Annotated in this window: 20 protein-coding genes; 12 read left to right on the forward strand and 8 right to left on the reverse strand. The window is 71.8% G+C overall.

Annotated features, from left to right (window positions below):
• The coding region (locus A6Q81_RS08315; RefSeq protein ID WP_286690153.1) for a GDP-mannose 4,6-dehydratase at positions 1-459 on the forward strand (459 nt) is incomplete at its 5' end.
• 300 nt (positions 460-759) lie between these two features.
• On the opposite strand, the gene rlmB is transcribed toward A6Q81_RS08315, so the two are convergent.
• Complete coding sequence (gene rlmB / locus A6Q81_RS08320) at positions 760-1707, reverse strand: 23S rRNA (guanosine(2251)-2'-O)-methyltransferase RlmB (RefSeq protein WP_286690154.1); 948 nt, start codon at positions 1705-1707, stop codon at positions 760-762.
• Between the two features lie 3 nt (positions 1708-1710).
• Positions 1711-3162, reverse strand: coding sequence for a cysteine--tRNA ligase (gene cysS, locus A6Q81_RS08325; protein ID WP_286690155.1), 1452 nt, complete (start codon positions 3160-3162; stop codon positions 1711-1713).
• Between the two features lie 92 nt (positions 3163-3254).
• Between cysS and A6Q81_RS08330 the strand changes: the two genes are divergently transcribed.
• Both A6Q81_RS08330 and ispF read left to right on the forward strand, forming a co-directional pair.
• Positions 3255-4514: a C39 family peptidase gene (locus A6Q81_RS08330; RefSeq protein WP_067853877.1), complete on the forward strand. Its 1260-nt coding sequence runs from the start codon at positions 3255-3257 to the stop codon at positions 4512-4514.
• Between the two features lie 17 nt (positions 4515-4531).
• Entirely contained in the window at positions 4532-5014 is a 483-nt protein-coding gene (gene ispF / locus A6Q81_RS08335; protein ID WP_286690156.1) for a 2-C-methyl-D-erythritol 2,4-cyclodiphosphate synthase, read from the forward strand.
• Between the two features lie 98 nt (positions 5015-5112).
• Here ispF and A6Q81_RS08340 read toward each other — a convergent pair whose 3' ends face one another.
• Complete coding sequence (locus A6Q81_RS08340; RefSeq protein ID WP_067853874.1) at positions 5113-5598, reverse strand: CarD family transcriptional regulator; 486 nt, start codon at positions 5596-5598, stop codon at positions 5113-5115.
• Between the two features lie 182 nt (positions 5599-5780).
• On the opposite strand from A6Q81_RS08340, the gene A6Q81_RS08345 reads away from it, so the two are divergent.
• Entirely contained in the window at positions 5781-6341 is a 561-nt protein-coding gene (locus tag A6Q81_RS08345; protein WP_067853871.1) for a hypothetical protein, read from the forward strand.
• Between the two features lie 108 nt (positions 6342-6449).
• Here the strand turns inward: A6Q81_RS08345 and phoU are convergent, their stop codons facing one another.
• Complete coding sequence (gene phoU / locus A6Q81_RS08350; RefSeq protein ID WP_067853868.1) at positions 6450-7100, reverse strand: phosphate signaling complex protein PhoU; 651 nt, start codon at positions 7098-7100, stop codon at positions 6450-6452.
• A gap of 133 nt (positions 7101-7233) precedes the next feature.
• Between phoU and A6Q81_RS08355 the strand changes: the two genes are divergently transcribed.
• Genes A6Q81_RS08355 through A6Q81_RS08365 form a run of 3 tightly spaced genes read left to right on the forward strand, consistent with a single transcriptional unit; the run spans position 7234 to position 9432 of the window.
• On the forward strand, positions 7234-8373 hold the full coding sequence (locus A6Q81_RS08355; RefSeq protein ID WP_067853865.1) for a sensor histidine kinase: 1140 nt from the start codon (positions 7234-7236) through the stop codon (positions 8371-8373).
• The gene (locus tag A6Q81_RS08360) at positions 8370-9050 is read left to right on the forward strand and encodes a response regulator (protein ID WP_286690157.1); all 681 of its coding nucleotides are present in this window, start codon (positions 8370-8372) and stop codon (positions 9048-9050) included. Before A6Q81_RS08355 ends, A6Q81_RS08360 begins: the two co-directional genes overlap by 4 nt.
• A gap of 37 nt (positions 9051-9087) precedes the next feature.
• A complete protein-coding gene (locus tag A6Q81_RS08365) occupies positions 9088-9432 on the forward strand; it encodes a hypothetical protein (protein ID WP_286690158.1) in 345 nt (114 codons plus the stop codon).
• A 91-nt stretch (positions 9433-9523) separates the two neighbouring features.
• Here the strand turns inward: A6Q81_RS08365 and A6Q81_RS08370 are convergent, their stop codons facing one another.
• Both A6Q81_RS08370 and A6Q81_RS08375 read right to left on the reverse strand, forming a co-directional pair.
• Positions 9524-10270: a phosphoglyceromutase gene (locus tag A6Q81_RS08370; protein ID WP_286690159.1), complete on the reverse strand. Its 747-nt coding sequence runs from the start codon at positions 10268-10270 to the stop codon at positions 9524-9526.
• A 74-nt stretch (positions 10271-10344) separates the two neighbouring features.
• Entirely contained in the window at positions 10345-11004 is a 660-nt protein-coding gene (locus A6Q81_RS08375; protein WP_286690160.1) for a DsbA family oxidoreductase, read from the reverse strand.
• A gap of 278 nt (positions 11005-11282) precedes the next feature.
• Between A6Q81_RS08375 and A6Q81_RS08380 the strand changes: the two genes are divergently transcribed.
• The 4 genes from A6Q81_RS08380 to A6Q81_RS08395 all read left to right on the forward strand — a co-directional run bounded on the left by A6Q81_RS08380 (position 11283) and on the right by A6Q81_RS08395 (position 15496).
• On the forward strand, positions 11283-12698 hold the full coding sequence (locus A6Q81_RS08380; protein WP_286690161.1) for a sunset domain-containing protein: 1416 nt from the start codon (positions 11283-11285) through the stop codon (positions 12696-12698).
• Between the two features lie 132 nt (positions 12699-12830).
• Positions 12831-13649, forward strand: a complete 819-nt coding sequence (locus A6Q81_RS08385) for an ABC transporter permease (protein ID WP_286690162.1) — start codon at positions 12831-12833, stop codon at positions 13647-13649.
• 1 nt (position 13650) lies between these two features.
• A complete protein-coding gene (locus A6Q81_RS08390; protein ID WP_286690163.1) occupies positions 13651-14721 on the forward strand; it encodes a taurine ABC transporter substrate-binding protein in 1071 nt (356 codons plus the stop codon).
• Complete coding sequence (locus tag A6Q81_RS08395; RefSeq protein WP_286690164.1) at positions 14714-15496, forward strand: ABC transporter ATP-binding protein; 783 nt, start codon at positions 14714-14716, stop codon at positions 15494-15496. The genes A6Q81_RS08390 and A6Q81_RS08395 overlap by 8 nt, the downstream gene beginning before the upstream one ends.
• A gap of 312 nt (positions 15497-15808) precedes the next feature.
• Here the strand turns inward: A6Q81_RS08395 and A6Q81_RS08400 are convergent, their stop codons facing one another.
• Both A6Q81_RS08400 and mshA read right to left on the reverse strand, forming a co-directional pair.
• Entirely contained in the window at positions 15809-16318 is a 510-nt protein-coding gene (locus A6Q81_RS08400; protein WP_286690165.1) for a type III secretion system chaperone family protein, read from the reverse strand.
• A 6-nt stretch (positions 16319-16324) separates the two neighbouring features.
• Positions 16325-17596, reverse strand: coding sequence for a D-inositol-3-phosphate glycosyltransferase (mshA, locus tag A6Q81_RS08405; RefSeq protein ID WP_502692808.1), 1272 nt, complete (start codon positions 17594-17596; stop codon positions 16325-16327).
• A gap of 95 nt (positions 17597-17691) precedes the next feature.
• On the opposite strand from mshA, the gene A6Q81_RS08410 reads away from it, so the two are divergent.
• On the forward strand, positions 17692-18456 hold the full coding sequence (locus tag A6Q81_RS08410; RefSeq protein WP_286690166.1) for an SDR family NAD(P)-dependent oxidoreductase: 765 nt from the start codon (positions 17692-17694) through the stop codon (positions 18454-18456).
• The last annotated feature ends 71 nt before the right edge of the window (positions 18457-18527 follow it).

Genomic DNA, 18527 nt, shown 5'->3' on the forward strand with positions numbered 1-18527 from the left:
CGGATCGGCGAGGACCCGCAGGGCATCCCGAACAACCTCGTGCCGTTCATCGCGCAGGTCGCGGTGGGCCGTCGCGATCGGCTGTCGGTCTTCGGCGGCGACTACCCGACGGCCGACGGCACCGCGGAGCGCGACTACATCCACGTGCAGGACGTCGCGGAGGGGCACGTGGTCGCGCTCGACGCGATCGTCGGCGGCGACGCCGGCGTGCGCGTGTGGAACCTCGGCAGCGGTCAGGGCACGTCGGTGCTGGAGATGATCCACGCGTTCGAGCGCGCCAGCGGTCGCGAGATCCCGTACGAGGTCGTCGACCGTCGCCCGGGCGACCTCCCGGCGTTCTGGGCCGACCCTACGAAGGCTGAGCAGGAGCTCGGCTGGCGCACCTCGCGCACCGTCGACGACATGTGTCGCGACACGTGGACCTGGCAGTCGCAGAACCCCCAGGGGTACGACGCCTGAACCTGACCGAGCGCAGCGAGGGAACGGTTCAGGCGGGTCGAGTGGTGCACGCCGCAGGCGTCCCGCTGTATCGAGACCCAGCAAGCGTCCAGGCCCAGCCGCAACAGCACCAGCGCCCCACCCGAGCCCCCCGGACCGCATCCGCAGTTTCGGTCACTTCCGGGTGACTCAGCCGCACAAATCGCCCCGGAACCGTCCAATTCCTCAGCACTGACGATGCGGAGGCCTCTCGGAGGCCGCCCCCACGAGAGGCCGCGGCAGCGCAGCCGCAGGCCCGCGAGGGCCGCAGCCGCGTACGACTCAGACCCGACGCTGCGCGATCTGGTACAGCGCGATGCCCGCGGCGACGCCGGCGTTGAGCGACTCCAGGCTGGAGGCCATGGGGATGGAGACGATCTGGTCGCAGGTCTCGCCGACGAGGCGGGAGATGCCCTTGCCCTCGCTGCCGATGACGACGACGAGCGGTCCGTCGGCGAGGTCGAGGTCGGGAAGGGAGACGTCGCCGTCGGCGGCCAGGCCGACGACCATGAGGCCCGCCTCCTGGTACGCCTTCAGCTGACGCGTCAGGTTCGTGGTCCGCGCGACCGGGACCCGCGCGGCGGCACCCGCCGACGTCTTCCAGGCCGACGCGGTCATCTGCGCCGACCGACGCTCGGGGATCACCACGCCGTGCGCGCCGAAGCCCGACGCCGAGCGCACGACCGCGCCGAGGTTCCGCGGGTCGGTCACGCCGTCGAGCATGACGACGAGCGGCGGCACACCCTCCTCCTCTGCGCGCGCGAGCAGGTCGTCGGGGTGGGCGTAGTCGTAGGCGTCGAGCTTGGCTGCGACGCCCTGGTGCACGGCGCCACCGGTGAGCTTGTCCATCTCGACCCGCCCGATCTCGAGCAGCGACACGTGCTGCTCCGCGGAGAGCCGGAAGATCTCACGGATGCGCTCGTCGCGCTCCGCGCCCTCAGCGATGTACAGGCCGGCGACGGGCACGTTCGCGCGCAGCAGCTCGACGACGCTGTTGCGTCCGGCCACCCACTCGGGTCCGCCGTCGCCGCCCTTGCGCTTCGGCCGCGCGGCCTCGCGCTTGTCGGCGGCGCGCGCCATCTTGTACGCCTTGTGGTTGGGGCGCTCCTCCGCGCGCGGCGTCGGACCCTTGCCCTCCAGACCCTTGCGGCGACGTCCGCCGGACCCGGCCGTGGGGTTGCCCTTGCCGGTCTTCTTGATCGCGCCTCGGCGCTGGCTGTTGCCTGCCATCGGTCAGGTTCCCTTCACGGACCAGCGCGGACCTTGCGCCGTGTCCTCGATGTCGATGCCGGCCGCGGCCAGCTGGTCGCGGACGCGGTCCGCGGTGGCGAAGTCCTTCGCGGCGCGCGCCTCCTGGCGCTGCGCGAGCAGGGCCTCCACGAGCGGCGCGAGCGCGTCGTCGGCGGCCGACGTCGTCGTCGCCGCCCAGTGGTCGGAGAGCGGGTCGAGCCCAAGCACGTCGAGCATGGCGCGAACTGAGCCAAGCGTTCCTTGAACCGCCTTGCGATTATTTGCAGCACGTCGGGCGAACTCGTCATCTCCACTGAGGTGCAGAAACTCATTGAGATTCGCGTTACCGATGCTCACGTACTTCTGCAGCGCAGCAAGGGCTGCGGGTACGCCGAGATCATCGTCCATCGCCACCGCGAAGTCGTCCGGAATCTCGCCCAGACCGTCGCTACCGACGACCTCGTGAGCGCGCCGCACGAAGCCCTCGATGCGCTCGAACGCGACCGCGGCCTCCTGCAGCGACTCCTCCGTGAACTCGATGATCGAGCGGTAGTGCGCGGCCACGAGGTAGTACCGCAGCGCGATGGCCGGCACCCGCTTGACGACCTCGCTGACCATCAGCGTGTTGCCGACGCTCTTCGACATCTTCGCGCCGCTCAGGTTGAGCATCGCGTTGTGCATCCAGAGCCGCGCGAACGGCTGGCCGGCAGCGCGCGACTGGGCGATCTCGTTCTCGTGGTGCGGGAAGCGCAGGTCGAGGCCGCCACCGTGGATGTCGAACTCGGTGCCGAGGTACTTCGCGGCCATCGCCGAGCACTCGAGGTGCCACCCGGGGCGACCCCGGCCCCACGGCGTCGGCCACGACGCCGACTCCGGGTCGCCTTCCTTGTGGCCCTTCCACAGGGCGAAGTCGCGCGGGTCGCGCTTGCCGTCGGCCGGCGCGTCGGGCGCGGCCTGCATGTCGTCGACGTGCTGGTTGCTGAGCTCGCCGTACGCGGGCCAGGACCGGACGTCGAAGTAGACGTCGCCCGAGCCGTTCTCCGCCGGGTAGGCGTGACCGCGCTCGATCAGCGTCTCCATGAGCTCGATCATCTCGGGCACGACGCCCGTCGCACGCGGCTCGTACGTGGGCGGCCGGCAGCCGAGCACCTCGTACGCGGCATGCAGGGCGCGCTCGTTCTCGTAGGCCACCGCGAACCAGGGCCGACCCTGCTCGCGACCCTTGGCGAGGATCTTGTCGTCGATGTCGGTGACGTTCGCGACGATGGTGACCTCGTAGCCGGCGCGCTCGAGCCAGCGTCGCAGGACGTCGAAGACGACCTCCTTGCGGATGTGCCCGACGTGCGGCGGTCCCTGCACGGTGAGCCCGCAGTGGTAGATGCCGACCTTGCCGGGCACGACCGGGTCGAGGTCGCGCTGCTGCCGGGTGGCGGTGTCGTACAGGCGCAGGCTCACCCCGGAATCCTAACGGTCCGCGACCCCGGCCCCGACCAGACCGATTCGTCCCAACCGCCCCACGAGCCCCTGACGTCACCTACCCTCGAAGAATGCCTCTTCCCCGTCGGCATGCACCGCGCCGCACCGTTCCTGCCGTCGCCGCCGTCCTGCTCGCGTCGCTGCTCGTCCCGACCGCGCCCGCGCAGGCCGCGTCGCAGTCGGCGAGCACCGTCCGCTGGGTCAGCGCGGCCCAGCTCCAGAAGGGCTCGTTCGACGGCGTCCGGGTCTCCGGCTCCGCGCTCGTGCTCGACTCGCCGAAGCGCCGCCAGACCTACCGCGACCCGTACAAGGGCCGCACCGCCACATGGGCGTACGGCACCTGGACGTCGCCGTGGTCGTCGACGGGCTACTCCGCGCGCGCCCTGGTGCCGTCGTGGAGCGCTCGCACGCCCGACGACACGTGGCTACGGGTCAAGGCCCGCGTGCGCCAGGGGTCGAAGGTCGGCAGCTGGGACACCGTCGCCATCTGGGCCAAGGGCGAGAGCGGCGTCTACCGCACGTCGGGCCCGTCGCAGACCGACGACCTCGCCCGGCTCGACACCGACACGGTGCGCGCCAACGGCTCGAGCACGTTCAGCCAGTGGCAGGTGCAGGTCGAGCTGCTGCGCCGCCCGACGTCGCGTGCGACGCCCCGCGTGGAGTCCGTCGGCGGCGCCGCGTCGTCGTACACGACCCGACGCATCGCCACGAGCCGCACGACGATGACGCGCACGACCACGTTGTCGGTGCCGACCTACTCGCAGATGACGCACCGCGGGCACCACCCCGAGTGGGGAGGCGGGGGCGAGGCCTGGTGCTCGCCGACGTCGGTGTCGATGATCCTGCGCTACTTCGGCTCCGGGCCGACGTCGCGCGAGCTGAGCTGGGCGAGGGGCGCCGACCGCCAGGTCGACCACGCCGCGCGCTACTCCTACGACTACCGCTACCAGGGCACCGGCAACTGGCCCATGAGCGCCGCGTACGCGAGCACCTACGGGCTCGACACGTTCGTGACGCGCCTGTACGACCTGCGCGAGGCCGAGCAGTTCATCAAGGCGGGCATCCCGCTCGTCGCCTCGGTCGCCTTCGGCCGCGGAGAGCTGAGCGGCGCCCCGATCTCCTCGACGCCGGGACACCTGATGGTCATCAGCGGCTTCACGCGCGACGGTCGCGTCATCGCCAACGACCCTGCCGGCGCCACGAACGCCGCCGTGCGTCGTACCTACGACCGCGCGCAGTTCGAGCGCGCGTGGCTCGGCGGCAGCGGCGGCATCGTCTACGTCATCCGGCCGGGCAGCAAGGCCCTGCCGAAGGACAGCCCGCGCTGGTAGTCGGGCAGGATGCAGCCATGACCTGGCCCGACCTGCGCACCGGCATCGGCACCGACGTCCACCGCCTCGTGCGCGGACGGCCGATGTGGCTCGCCGGTCTGGAGTGGCCGGGCGAGGACGCGGGCCTGGAGGGTCACTCCGACGGCGACGCCGCGTGCCACGCGATGGTCGACGCTCTGCTCTCCGCAGCCGGCCTCGGCGACATCGGGTCACGCTTCGGCACCGCCGACCCACGACTCGCCGGCGCCTCCGGCACGACGTTCCTGACCGAGACGGTGCGCCTGCTCGACGAGGCGGGCTTCGCCGTGCTCAACGTGGCGGTGCAGGTGATCGGCAACGCGCCACGCCTCGGCCCCCGTCGCGACGAGGCACAGGAGCTGCTGACGTCCGTCGTCGGCGCCCCCGTGAGCATCTCCGCGACGACCACGGACGGTCTCGGCCTGACCGGCCGCGGCGAGGGCGTGGCGGCGGTGGCCACCGCGCTCGTCGCACGACGCTGACCTGCTGTCCCGTCAGGCGAGCCCCCGGGAACGACAGGCCCCCAGGAACGACGAGGGCCCCCGCCCGGAGGGGGCGGGGGCCGTCGGACCGGCTCGGGTCAGGAGGCGAGGACCTCGTCGAGCCGCAACTCGGCCTTGTCCTCGTTGGTCTTCTCCGCGAGGGCGAGCTCGGAGACCAGGATCTGGCGCGCCTTGGCCAGCATCCGCTTCTCGCCGGCGGACAGGCCACGCTCGTGGTCGCGGCGCCAGAGGTCGCGCACGACCTCGGCCACCTTGAGCACGTCACCGGAGTGCAGCTTCTCGAGGTTCGCCTTGTAGCGACGCGACCAGTTGGTCGGCTCCTCGACGTGCTCGGCGCGCAGGACGCTGAACACACGCTCGAGGCCGTCGGCGTCGACGACGTCACGGACGCCGACCAGGTCGACGTTGCAGGCGGGCACACGGACGACCAGGTCGTTCTGGGCGACGATGCGCAGGACCAGGTAGTCGCGCTCTTCCCCCTTGATCGTCCGCTTCTCGATGTCTTCGATGACTGCGGCCCCGTGGTTCGGGTACACAACCGTCTCGCCGACAGTGAAAGTCATAAACGCGGCACCTTTCGTAGGTGACCAGTTTAACACGCGCCACGGACGGCCTTTTCAGCCGTTCCTCGGGGTCGGACGGTAGGTTCCGCCCCCGCCTAGGGGCCCGGCCCGCACCCCGCCGCCGCGATGCCCTCCGATATGCTCCGCACGACGACCCTCCTCGACGTAGAAGCAGGTGCCCGGTGTCCACCGTTCGCACGCGCCGTCTCACGGCCGCCACCCTGATGCTCACCGCCGCCCTCGGGCTCACCGCCTGCGGCACCGGTGGAAGCACCCAGACGAACCAGCAGTACCAGCCCGGCATCGGCGCGAACGTGCGCACGGGCGACGTGCGCCTGTACAACGCGCTCCTGGTGGCCAACACCGACGACACCTACGCGCTGTCCGTCGGTCTGCTGAACACCACCGACGAGGAGCAGACGCTCGAGTCGGTCACCGTCCGCCCACTGGAGGGCTCCGGCTCGGTCACGGCCGAGCCGGCCCTGCCCGTCGAGCTGCAGCCCCGCCAGCTGTACACGCTGGGTCGCCAGGGCGAGGTCGCCGACATCGACGGCTCGTCGGTCGAGCTGGGCCGCTACGCCCGCCTCACGCTCACCTTCTCCGGTGGCGACGAGGTCGAGATCGAGGCGCCGATCGTCGCCCGCACGTCGACCTACTCCGACGTCGCCGAGAAGCCGGTGAGCCCGGAGTCGTCGGCCACCCCGACGCCGAGCGCGAGCCCCAGCCCCACCGCCGGCAGCTGACCCCGGCGGACCTGGCGGCGACGTCGCCAGGTCCGACACGGACGCACGAAGGGCCGTCCCGATCCTCACGGATCGTGGACGGCCCTTCGTCGTGCGACGAGGCGTGGCTCAGGCGCCGGGAGCGATCTCGCCGGTCACCAGGTAGACGACGCGACGCGCCATGGAGACCGCGTGGTCGCCGATGCGCTCGTAGTAGCGACCGAGGAGCGCCAGGTCGATCGCCGGCTCGATGCCGTGCTCCCAGGTGCCGCCGAGCAGCGCGCGGAAGAGGTCCTTGCGCAGCCGGTCCATCTCGTCGTCAGTGTCCTCGAGGCGGCTGGCCGCGTCGACGTCGCGGTTGGCGACGATCCGCGACGCCGCGTGGATCATCTGGTCGGCGACGGACGCCATGGCCATGATCGTCGGCTGGATGGAGACCGGGACGGCGACGTCGGGCATGCGCAGCCGGGCGACCTTGGCCACGTGCACGGAGAGGTCGCCCATGCGCTGCAGGTCGGTGAGCATGCGCAGCGTCGCGACCAGCTGGCGCAGGTCGGTGGCGACCGGCTGCTGGGTGGCGAGCAGCAGCAGGGCGCGCTCCTCGATCTCCTCCGTCGTCTCGTCGATCTGCTTGTCGCCGTCGATCACCTGCTCGGCGAGCGGGGCGTCGGCGTTGAGGAGGGCGGCGGTGGAGGCAGCGACGGCCTTGCGGACGGTCCCGGTCAGCTGGACCAGGTCGTCGACGATGGTGTCGAGCTGCTCGTAGTACGCATCACGCATGCCCCAGACCCTAGAAGAAACCGGTGAACGATGAGCGACCCCCGGTGAACGAACCGTGAACAGCCGCGGAAAGCCGCACGTCAGAGGGGGTTCGCGCTCGGACCTGGGTGAACGGTGGGCCTAGCATCGCGGTGTGGACATCGACGCGGCCTACCTGATCGCCGGCGCCGTCGGCGCGGCCGTCGGCGCCACGGTGACGTTCGTCTGGCTGTTCAGTGAACGGCGCCAGAACGCGGTGCCCGAGGAGCCCGCGCCGCTCGTGCCGCCCGGTGCTCAGGCGGTGCTCTCGGTGCTGTCGTCGACCACCGTCCTGCTCGACTCCTCCGACACCGTCCTCGAGGCCTCGGCCCAGGCGGTGGCCCTCGGGATCGTGCGCGACCGCCGGATCGAGCCCGACGAGATCCGCGCGATGGTGCAGCAGGTGCGTCGCGACGGCCAGGTGCGCGAGTCGAACCTGACGCTGCAGCGCCGCCGCGGCCTCCCGGCACACGTGTCGGTGCGCGTCGCCCCGCTGACGTCGCGCCTGGTGATCGTGCTGGCCCTCGACCGGACCGACCAGCAGCGCGTCGAGAACATCCGCCGCGACTTCGTCGCCAACGTCAGCCACGAGCTGAAGACGCCGGTGGGCGCCCTGAACCTGCTCGCGGAGGCCGTCGCCGAGGCGAAGGACGACCCCGAGTCGGTCGTGCGGTTCGCCTCGCGCATGCAGACCGAGAGCGAGCGCCTCACCCGGCTCGTGCAGCAGATCATCGACCTGTCCCGGCTGCAGAACGACGTGGCCAGCGACGACGCCACGACGGTCAAGGTCGACGAGCTCGTCGCTGAGGCCTGCGAGCACTCGGCCACGGAGTCCGAGCGCAAGCGCATCGAGATCTCGCGCACGGTCGAGCCCGACCTGCTCGTGCACGGCGACCGCGCCCAACTGCACGCGGCCGTGAGCAACCTGGTCGAGAACGCCGTGACGTACAGCCCGGAGGGCTCGCGCGTCGTCGTCACGGCCGCGCTCGCCGGCGACGACGTGCGCATCAGCGTGGCCGACAACGGCATCGGCATCGCCGGCCCCGAGCTCGAGCGGATCTTCGAGCGCTTCTACCGGGTCGACCCCGCCCGCGCCCGCGCCACGGGCGGCACGGGGCTCGGCCTGTCCATCGTCAAGCACGTGGCCGCCAGCAACGGCGGCACCGTCGACGTGTGGAGCGAGCCCGGCGCTGGCTCCACCTTCACGCTGGTGCTCCCCCGCTTCCAGCACGACCTCGATGAGGAGATCCTGTGACACGAGTGTTGGTCGTCGAGGACGAGACCAGCTACAGCGAGGCGCTGTCGTACGTCCTGCGCAAGGAGGGCTTCGACGTCGCGATCGCCGAGACCGGGCCCGACGCCTTGATCGAGTTCGAGCGCGGCGGCGCCGACATCGTGCTGCTCGACCTCATGCTGCCCGGGCTGCCGGGGACCGAGGTGTGCCGTCAGCTGCGCCAGACGTCGAGCGTGCCGATCATCATGGTCAGCGCGAAGGACACCGAGGTCGACAAGGTGGTGGGCCTCGAGCTCGGCGCCGACGACTACGTGACGAAGCCGTACTCGCCGCGCGAGCTGGTGGCCCGCATCCGTGCGGTGCTGCGCCGCGGCGCGGTCGAGGAGGTCGACGAGGACGGCGTCCTCGAGGCCGGCCGCGTGCGCATGGACGTCGAGCGCCACCTGGTGTCGGTCGACGGCGACACGGTCAAGCTGCCGCTGAAGGAGTTCGAGCTGCTCGAGTTCTTCCTGCGCAACCCGGGCCGGGTGCTGACCCGCGGCCAGCTCATCGACCGTGTGTGGGGCGCCGACTACGTGGGCGACACGAAGACGCTCGACGTCCACGTGAAGCGGCTGCGCGCGAAGATCGAGCCCGACCCGGGCAACCCGATCACCCTCACGACCGTGCGCGGGCTGGGGTACAAGCTCGACGCCTGAGGCCGTCCGTCCGTCCGGCGGCCGCTAACCTGCCCGTATGTCCGAGACGCGGGACCAGGCCCGGCTGTTCCGACGGGCGATGCGGACGGGGCAGGCGCCGGCCGGGCTCGACCGTCAGCGCTGGCTGCCCGTGGTGCGGCGACGCGCCACGCTGCTGCGGACGGGGCGGCCTTTCGTCGTCGGCGCCTGGGTGACGATCGGGGTGCTGCTGCTCGCCGTGGCCGCAGTCGGGGTCGTGACGACTCCGTTCCTCGTGTGGTTCGCCGTCCTGCTGGCCCTCGTCACCGCGCCCGTCGCCTACCTCACCGACCGACTCTGGGTGCGCGCGCGAGGCTCGATCGGCGCGCTGCTCGCCGACCTGGAGGGAGCGGACCAGCGCTGAGCTGCGTCTGCACTCCCCTGCGTCGTGACGACGTCGGGTCGATCTGTCGCCGACAGACCGACCCGAAGTCCTCACAACGCGGGAGGGGGCGTCAGCGACCCTGGTTCGCGACCGCGGCGATGGCGTCGGCGGCGGCGTCGGGGTCGAGGTACTGGCCGCCCTTCGTGACGGGCTTGAGGTTGGCGTCGAGCTCGTAGACGAGCGGGATGCCGGTGGGGATGTTGAGGCCGACGACCTCGTCCTCACCGAGGCCGTCGAGGTGCTTGACGAGCGCGCGCAGGGAGTTGCCGTGGGCGGTCACCAGGACCGTGCGGCCGTCGAGCAGGTCGGGGACGATGCTGTCGTACCAGTAGGGCAGCATCCGGTCGAGCACGTCGGCCAGGCACTCGGTGCGCGGCAGCAGCTCGTCGGGTAGCGACGCGTAGCGCGGGTCCCCGGCCTGCGAGAACTCCGCGTCGTCCGCGAGGGCCGGCGGGGGCGTGCTGTAGGAGCGGCGCCAGGTCATGAACTGCTCCTCGCCGAACTCCTCCAGCGTGGCCTTCTTGTCCTTGCCCTGCAGTGCGCCGTAGTGCCGCTCGTTCAGCCGCCACGACCGCTTCACCGGGATCCAGTGCCGGTCGATGCCGTCGAGCACGATCTGCGACGTGCGGATCGCGCGGCGCAGCAGCGACGTGTGCGACACGTCGGGCGCGATCCCAGCCTCGGCGAGCAGCCTGGCCCCGCGACCCGCCTCCTCGACGCCCTGCTCGTTGAGGTCGACGTCGACCCAGCCGGTGAACAGGTTCTTCGCGTTCCACTCGCTGTGGCCGTGACGCAGGAGGACGAGCGTGTAGGTCATGCCGCCAGCCTAGTGGTCGCTCAGGCCGCGCCCGCCGCCACGCCCACGGTTTACCACGGGACCGTGGTAAACCGTCAGGACGGCGAGTCGGAGCGCCACTCCTGGTGGATCTGGTGCAGCGCCTGGACGTAGTCGTCCTGCGACTGCGGGCCGGCGAGGGTCCAGCGGTGCTCGACCACGACGTAGGGGAGCTGGGTGATCCCCAACGACCGGGCGGTCTCGTCCTGCGTGCGCACGGCGTCGGCGTACTCCTCGCTGGCGAGCAGGGCGTCGGCCGTCTCGAGGTCGAGCCCGACGAGCGCCGCTCGGCTGGCGAGCACCAGCGGGTCGGCGACGTCGGCGCCCTCGAGGAAATGGGCCCGCCAGAGCTGGTGGATGAGCTCGCGCTGCGCGCCCGGCGCGGCCTCGTCGGCCCACGTCAGCAGACGCCAGGCGTCGAGGCTGTTCGCCTCCACCGCCTCGACGAGGTTCAGCTCGATGCCACTGATCCGCGCGGCCGCCGTCACCTGGGCGTCGACGAGGTCGACCTTGTCCTCGCCGCCGAGCCGCTCGGCCTGCACCTCACGCAGCGGGCGCCCCGAGCTAGGTGCGTCGGGGTCGAGCAGGCGGGCACGGAACGCGACCTCGACGGGCTCGCCGACGAGGATCGTGAACATGCCGGCCGCACGCTCGAAGCGGGTCGCACCCACGTACGACCACGGATCGGTCACGTCGCAGAACACGGTCGCCTTCACCCGACCAACGTACGCGAGTACGAGCGGCGCCCAGCCGCTCGTCCGCACATCGACGTCGATCGAGACGTTCTTCGTACGTTTTGCTCGTTCGCACCCTAGTGTGGCGTCGCCGACCCTCCGACCAAGGACCTTCCGTGGACCCCAGAACCCGCCTCCGCCCCCTCGTCCTGCTCTTCATCCTGGCCCTCGGGCTCGCGTCCTTGCCCGCAGCGGCCATCGCGGAACCTGCCTCTCCTACCGCCTCAGTGCACTACGACGGCGACCTCACGCTGGGGACCGTGCTGACGGCACAGCTTGACGGCAGTACCCCGCCCGACGGTTCGACTTTCCGATGGTTCGTCGATGATGCACCGGCAGCTGCCGGCAGCGGTCCCACCTACACGGTGAGCACGCCCGACGTCGAAAAGGCGCTTTCGGTGGAGATCTCGACGCCGCCGACGGACATTCCCGCTGCAGTCGTCCGCTCCGCCGCAACGCCCCGCGTGCTCCGGACCGCTGTCCCCGTAGTCGCGGGCACACCGGCAGTCGGGAGGACACTGTCCGTCTCGCTGTCCGGCTGGAGCACCGGGACGACGCACGAGGTCGAGTGGTTCGCCGACGGGACCGAGCCCGTCGCAACTGGCGGTCGCTTGACACTCACCCCCGACCTGGTGGGACACACTTTGTCTGCACACGTCACCGGCTCCCTCGCCGGCTACGGCACGGTGACGGAGGCTTCTGAAGAGACCCTGCGGGTGCAGTCGCGGGCCACCCCCAGCGTCTCGGGCACCCTTCTCGTCGGCGCGACGCTCAGGGCCGACCCGGGCCGGTGGGTGACCGGCACACGCCACTCCTATCGCTGGTTCGCATCGGGACGGGCCATCCCCCGAGCGACGGGCCGCACCCTCCGCCTCACCCGCGGCCAGGGCGCGAAACGCATCAGGGTCGAAGTCACTGGCCGACTCGCGGGATATCCGGTCGTCACGTCAGCGTCCCGCAACAGCCTGCGGGTCATGACGGCGGCAGCGACACCACGTATCAAGGGCTCTCCCGCCGCCGGTCGCACGCTCCGGGCGGTGCGAGGCACGTGGACGCGTGGAGTCAGGGTGCGCTACCGGTGGTATGCCGATGGCAAGCCGCTCGCAGGTGGCACCCGTTCGACGCTGACCGTCCCGTCCAACGCGCTCGGGAAACGGATCAGCGTCCGTGCGACCGGGAGCCGGTCTGGGTTCGCGACGATCGCGAAGAACTCGCGGGCGACCCAACGTGTGCAGCGCGTAGGCCGCGCCGCACTGTCCGGGCGACCTCTCGCCACGCACCGCATGAGGGTCGCTCCCGGTCGCTGGACGTCGGGCACCCGGTTCACCTACCGCTGGGCTCTCGACGGCAAGGCGGTCGCTGGAGCGACAGGGTCGTCGATCACCGTCAAGCCGTCCTGGAAGGGCAAGCGCTTGAGCGCCACCGTCCGCGGCTCGCGACCCGGGTTCGCCACCTTCACGTCCCGGACAGGGTCATCGAGTCCGATCACCCTGCCGGAGCAGACCGGCCCGATCTCGACATGGGACTGCCCTTCCTGGGCGCCCATCAAGGGCAACGCGGACTCGGGCATCTATCACGTGCCAGGGCAGAGGTTCTACGACAGGACGCAGCCCGAGGAGTGCTTCGCCAACGAGCCGGCAGCCGTGCGAGCCGGCTACCGGCGTTCGAAAGTCTGACTGCCGCGCGGCGGGGGGCGGCCCGATGGCCATGACCGCCCCCCGTCCTTGCGTGCCGCGAGTCTCACCACGCGCCATCCGCATGCTGGGACCGGCTCCACGAGCATCGCCGCTCCCCTACGGTCACACCTCGTGATCCGTCCCCCCGCCCCGTCGCGCTGGCTCCCGCCCGTCGTGACGCTCGTCGTGGTGCTGGCGGCCTGGAGCGCGGTGTCCGCGTCCGGCGTCGTCCAGCCCGCGTACCTCGCGCCCAGCCCGCTCGAGGTGTGGGACGCGTTCTTGCGCGCGAACACGAACCACGCGGTCGGCGGTGGCGTCGACCGGGTCGTGCGCGGCGAGGAGGGCTACTACCTGTGGGAGCACCTGGTGGTGAGCCTGCAGCGCATCGGCGGTGGGCTCGCGCTGGCGATCATCGTCGCCGTGCCGCTCGGACTCGCGATGGGCACGGTCGGCTGGTTCGAGCGCGTCGTCGGCCCCTACGTCGACTTCCTGCGCTCCCTGCCGCCGCTCGCCTACCTCGGGTTCCTCGTGGCGTGGTTCGGCATCGGCGACACGTCGAAGGTCGCGCTCCTCTTCCTGGCGGCGTTCCCTCCCATCGCGCTCGCCACCCTCAACGGGGTGCGCGGGATCCGCGAGGACCAGCTGAACGCCGTCCGCTCCCTCGGGGCGTCGCGCCGCCAGACGATCACCACGGTCGTCCTGCCCGCGACGCTGCCCGACATCCTCAGCGGCCTGCGGGTCGCCGTCGGGTTCGCGTGGACCACCGTCGTGGCCGCCGAGCTCGTCAACGGACTGCCGGGCATCGGGGGCCTGGCGTACCTGTCGGGGACGCAGAACAAGCTCGCGCTCTCGGTGGCCTGCATCATCGTCATCGGCCTGACCGCGATCGTCCTCGACCTGATCATCCGCACCCTCGAGAAGAAGCTCGTCCCCTGGCGAGGAAAGGCCTGACATGACCCTCCCCCACCTGACCCGCGCGCGTGCCCTCGCGGCCGTCGTCGCAGCCACCGCCGCCCTCGGGCTCAGCGCCTGCGGCGTCGGCGGCGACACCGAGCAGGCCTCGGCCGACGCGTGCCCGTTCCAGGCCGACGAGTCCGTCGACACGACGGTGCGCATCGGCTACCAGAAGATCCCCAACGGCGACGTCGTCGTCAAGGACCAGAAGATCCTCGAGAACTGCCTGCCCAACGCCACGATCGAGTGGAGCAACTTCGCGTCCGGCGGCGACGTCGTGCAGGCGTTCGGCGGCAAGAGCCTCGACATCGGGCTCGCGGGCTCCTCGCCCAGCACGAAGGCGCTGTCGGCGCCGCTCGACCTGCCCGTGTCGGTCATCTGGATCCACGACGTCATCGGTTCCGCAGAGTCGCTGGTCGTGCGCGACGGCGAGGCCACCGACATCAAGGGACTCAAGGGCAAGACGATCGCCACCCCGTTCGGCTCGACCGCGCACTTCTCGCTGCTGCAGGCCATCGCCGACGCCGGCGAGGACCCGTCGGACTACACGATCGTCAACACCGAGCCGGAGCAGATCGCGCCGGCGTGGTCGCGCGGCGACATCGACGCCGCCTGGATCTGGGACCCGACGCTGAGCACCCTCGTGAAGGACGGCGGCAAGGTCGTGCTGACCAGCGAGGACACCGCCAAGGCCGGCAAGCCGACGTTCGACCTCGCCATCGCCGACCGCACGTTCGTCAAGGACAACCCGAAGGTGCTGGCCGTCTGGGCGAAGGCGCAGGACTACGCGGTCAAGCAGATCAAGGACGACCCGGCCAAGGCCGCCCAGAGCGCGGCCGTGGAGATCGGCGTCAGCGCCGCCGACGCCGAGAAGCAGTTCGCCGGCTTCACGTTCCTCGACGCGACGCAGCAGGCGGGCGCCGACTGGCTTGGCGGGAAGCTCGGCCAGGACCTCTTCTCGACGGCGCAGTTCCTGCTGACGCAGGACGGCATCGCCAAGGTCGCGCCCGAGTCGACGTACGCCGACGGCGTCGACCCCGGACCGGCGAAGGCCGCCGCGGGTGAGTGAGCGTCACGACCTCGCGGTCACCGTCGCGGGCCTGGAGCAGGAGTTCCGGGCCCGCGACGGCGTCGTGCGCGCCCTCGACGGCATCGACCTGACGATCGAGCCGGGCGAGCTCGTCACGCTGGCCGGACCGTCGGGGTGCGGGAAGACGACGCTGCTCCGCATCCTGGCCGGCTTCGTGGAGCCGACGCGGGGCACCGTCGAGGTCGGTGGGAGGCCGGTCCGCGGACCGGGTCGCGAGCGGGGCGTCGTGTTCCAGCAGCCGACGCTGTACCCCTGGCTCGACGTCCGCGACAACGTGGCCCTGGGCCCGAAGGTGCGCGGCGTCGCGAAGGCGGAGCGGTACCGCACGGCGGAGCGCTACCTCGAGCTCGTCGGGCTGGCCGACGTCGCGGGGCTGCGACCGTACGAGCTGTCCGGTGGCATGCAGCAGCGCGCCCAGATCGCGCGGGTGCTGACGAACGACCCCGAGATCGTGCTGATGGACGAGCCGTTCGGCGCCCTGGACGCGCTCACCCGCGAGCGTCTGCAGGAGGAGCTGCTGACCATCTGGCGCGAGACGGGCAAGACGATCCTGTTCATCACGCACGGTGTCGACGAGGCCGTCTTCCTCGGCTCCCGCGTGCTGGTGATGAGTCCCCGACCGGGCCGGATCGTGCTCGACGAGCCCGCTCGCTTCTCCACCCACGCCCGCCAGGTCGCCCCCGCCGACCTGCGCGCCCTGCCGGAGTTCACCGCCCTGACGACGAAGGTCCGCGAGGCGATCTCCCACCCCTGACACCGGGGCGCTGTCGGCATGCGGGGGCGTCGACCCGCCGGCGCGATGGTTGGGCCGGGTCCCCGGGCTGTGGCGGGGTCAGGCGTGGGGGAGGTAGGTGACGCGCGCTACCTGCCCGGTGGGAGGTAGGTGAGGCGCGCTACCTGCCCGGTGGGAGGTAGGTGACGCGCGGAAACAGGGCCGCTTTCCGCGCGCTACCTACCGCCCGGGTGGCTTTTTCGGAGGCCGCACCCAGCGCGAGCCGAGGCAGCGCACCAGCAAGCACACGCCCCCTGCGGCAGCGCACCAGCAACGCGGCGCACCAGCAGGACGTCAGCCCTTCGGCCGCAGGTGCGCGAACGCGGCGAGGTTCGCCGTCGACTCCCCGCGCGACTCGCGCCACTCCCACTCCTTGCGGATGGAGGAGGCGAAGCCGAGCTCGAGGATGGTGTTGAAGGAGTCGTCGGAGGCGGCGAGCACCGACCCGAGGAGCCGGTCGACCTCGTCGTGGGTGACGGAGACGAGGGGGAGGCGGCCGTCGAGGTAGATGTCGCCGGCGGAGTCGATCGCGAACGCGACGCCGTAGAGCTTGAGGTTGCGCTCGAGCAGCCAGCGGTAGACGCCCTCGTGGTTCTCGTCGGGGTTGCGGGCGACGAACGCGTGCACGCCGAGGGAGTGCCGGTTGACCTCGAGGCGGGTGGTGGTCTTCAGCTTCCGCTCGCCCGGAAGGTCGACCTCGACGACGGTGAGCCCGTGGCGCACGTGGTCGAGCCCGGCCTGGGCGACGGCGTCGAGGATCACCTCGAGCGCGTGCCGCTGGTCACTCGTCAGGTCGTCACTCACGCGGGCTCACCCGTCCTTCCCTTCGGCGCGGGCCGCGACGGCGCGCGCGTACACCTCGAGCACCCGGTCGACCGTGGCGTCCCAGCCGAAGCCCGAGGCGTGGGCGACGGCCTTGGCGCCGAGCTCGTCGCGCAGCGCGCGGTCGGTCAGCAACGGGTGCAGCGCGTCGGCGTAGTCGTGCGGGTCGTGCCCGTCGACGAGGACGCCGCTGACACCGTCGGCGACGGCGGTCGACAGCCCTCCGACGCGGGCGGCGACGACGGGCGTCCCGCAGGCCTGCGCCTCGATGGCGACGAGCCCGAACGACTCGTTGTGCGACGGCACGCACACGACGTCGGCCGCGGCGTACCAGGTGGCGAGCACGTCTTGCGTCACCGCCGGCTCGAGGCGCACGACGTCGGTGATGCCCAGCTCGGCGGCGAGGTCGGCGAGCGACGTCGGCCGGTCGAGGCCGCTGCCGGACGCCCCACCGACCACGACCACCTGGAGCCGCTCGCGCAGCGCGGGGTCGCGGGCGAGGAGGTCGGCCGCGGCCTTGAGCACCACGTCGGGCGCCTTCAGCGGCTGGATGCGACCGGCGAAGAGCAGCACGGCAGCGTCGGCGGGCAGGTCGAGGGCCTGGCGCGCGTCGTCGCGACTGCCGGGGCGGAAGCGTTCGAGGTCGACGCCGGGGTGCACGACGTCGACCCGCGACGGGTCGGCGGCGTAGAGGTCGAGCAGCTCGCGACGCTCCTCCTCGGTGTTCGCGACGAGCCGGTCGGCGATGCGCACGATCTCCTCCTCCCCGACGACGCGACCGATCGGCTCGGCGCGGTCGCCCTCGGCGAGGTGGGCGTTCTTGACCTTGGCCATCGTGTGCATGGTGTGCACGAGCGGGACGGACCACCGCTCGGCGGCGACGGTGCCGACCTGCCCGGAGAGCCAGTAGTGGCTGTGCACGAGGTCGAAGTGGTGGGGCCCCTGCTCGACCTCGGCGCGCAGCACGTCGCGCACGAACCCGCAGAGCTGGCTCGGCAGGTCGTCCTTGGTGAGCCCCTCGAACGGCCCGGCGGTCACGTGCCGCACGACGACGCCGGGCGACGCCTCGACCGCCGGCGGCAGGTGCCGCGACGTGGCCCGCGTGAACACCTCGACCTCGACCCCGCGCGCCGCGAGGCGTCGGGAGAGCTCGAGCACGTACACGTTCATCCCGCCGGCGTCGCCGCTGCCAGGCTGCTCCAGCGGCGACGTGTGCGCCGAGAGCATGGCCACGCGGCGCGGCAGCGGGAGGGAGGGCACCGCACCATCTTGGCCCGGGCCGCCCAGCGGCGCAGCGCTCCCCCTCCGCCGACGGGTGTCGCGCCGGGCGTCCGGGCGGGTGCGACGATGGGCGCATGGTCGAGTCGAACCCGAGCACCGCCCGTCCCGTCGCCGTCGTCACCGGTGCCAGCAGCGGCATCGGCGCCGCGTCGGCCCGTCAGCTGGCCCGCGCCGGCTACCGCGTGGTGTGCGCGGCGCGTCGGGTCGAGCGGATCGAGGCACTGGCCGCCGAGATCGACGGCCTGGCCGTGCCGTGCGACGTCACCGACGCCGAGCAGGTGGCCGCGCTGGCCGAGGCCGCGGGCCCGGCCGTGAGCCTGCTGGTGAACAACGCCGGCGGGGCGATCGGCCTCGATCCGGTCGAGTCGGCCGACCCCGACGACTGGCGCTCCATGTACGAGACGAACGTCATCGGCACGCTGCAGGTCACCCGAGCCCTGCTCCCGGCGCTCGAGGCGAGCGGCGCCGGCACGGTGCTCAACATCGGCTCGACCGCCGGCCGCATCGCCTACGAGGGCGGCGGTGGGTACACGGCCGCGAAGCACGGCGTGGCCGTCATGACCGAGACGCTGCGCCTCGAGCTCCTCGGCCGGCCCGTGCGGGTGTGCGAGGTCGCACCCGGCATGGTGCGCACGGAGGAGTTCGCGCTGACCCGTTTCGACGGCGACACCGAGCGCGCCGACGCCGTCTACCGGGGCGTCGACGAGCCGCTCACGGCCGACGACGTCGCCGACGTGGTCGCCTGGGTGGCCACGCGCCCGCAGCACGTCAACGTCGACCTCGTGGTCGTCAAGCCGATCGCGCAGGCCTCGCAGCACAAGGTGCACCGCACCTCCTGACCGAGCTCCCAGGTCACGACGCACGAGGGCCCCGCACCGAGCGGTGCGGGGCCCTCGTACGTCAGACGTCA

Source organism: Aeromicrobium sp. REDSEA-S38_B2, assembly GCF_001628525.1.
Lineage (GTDB): Bacteria > Actinomycetota > Actinomycetes > Propionibacteriales > Nocardioidaceae > Aeromicrobium > Aeromicrobium erythreum.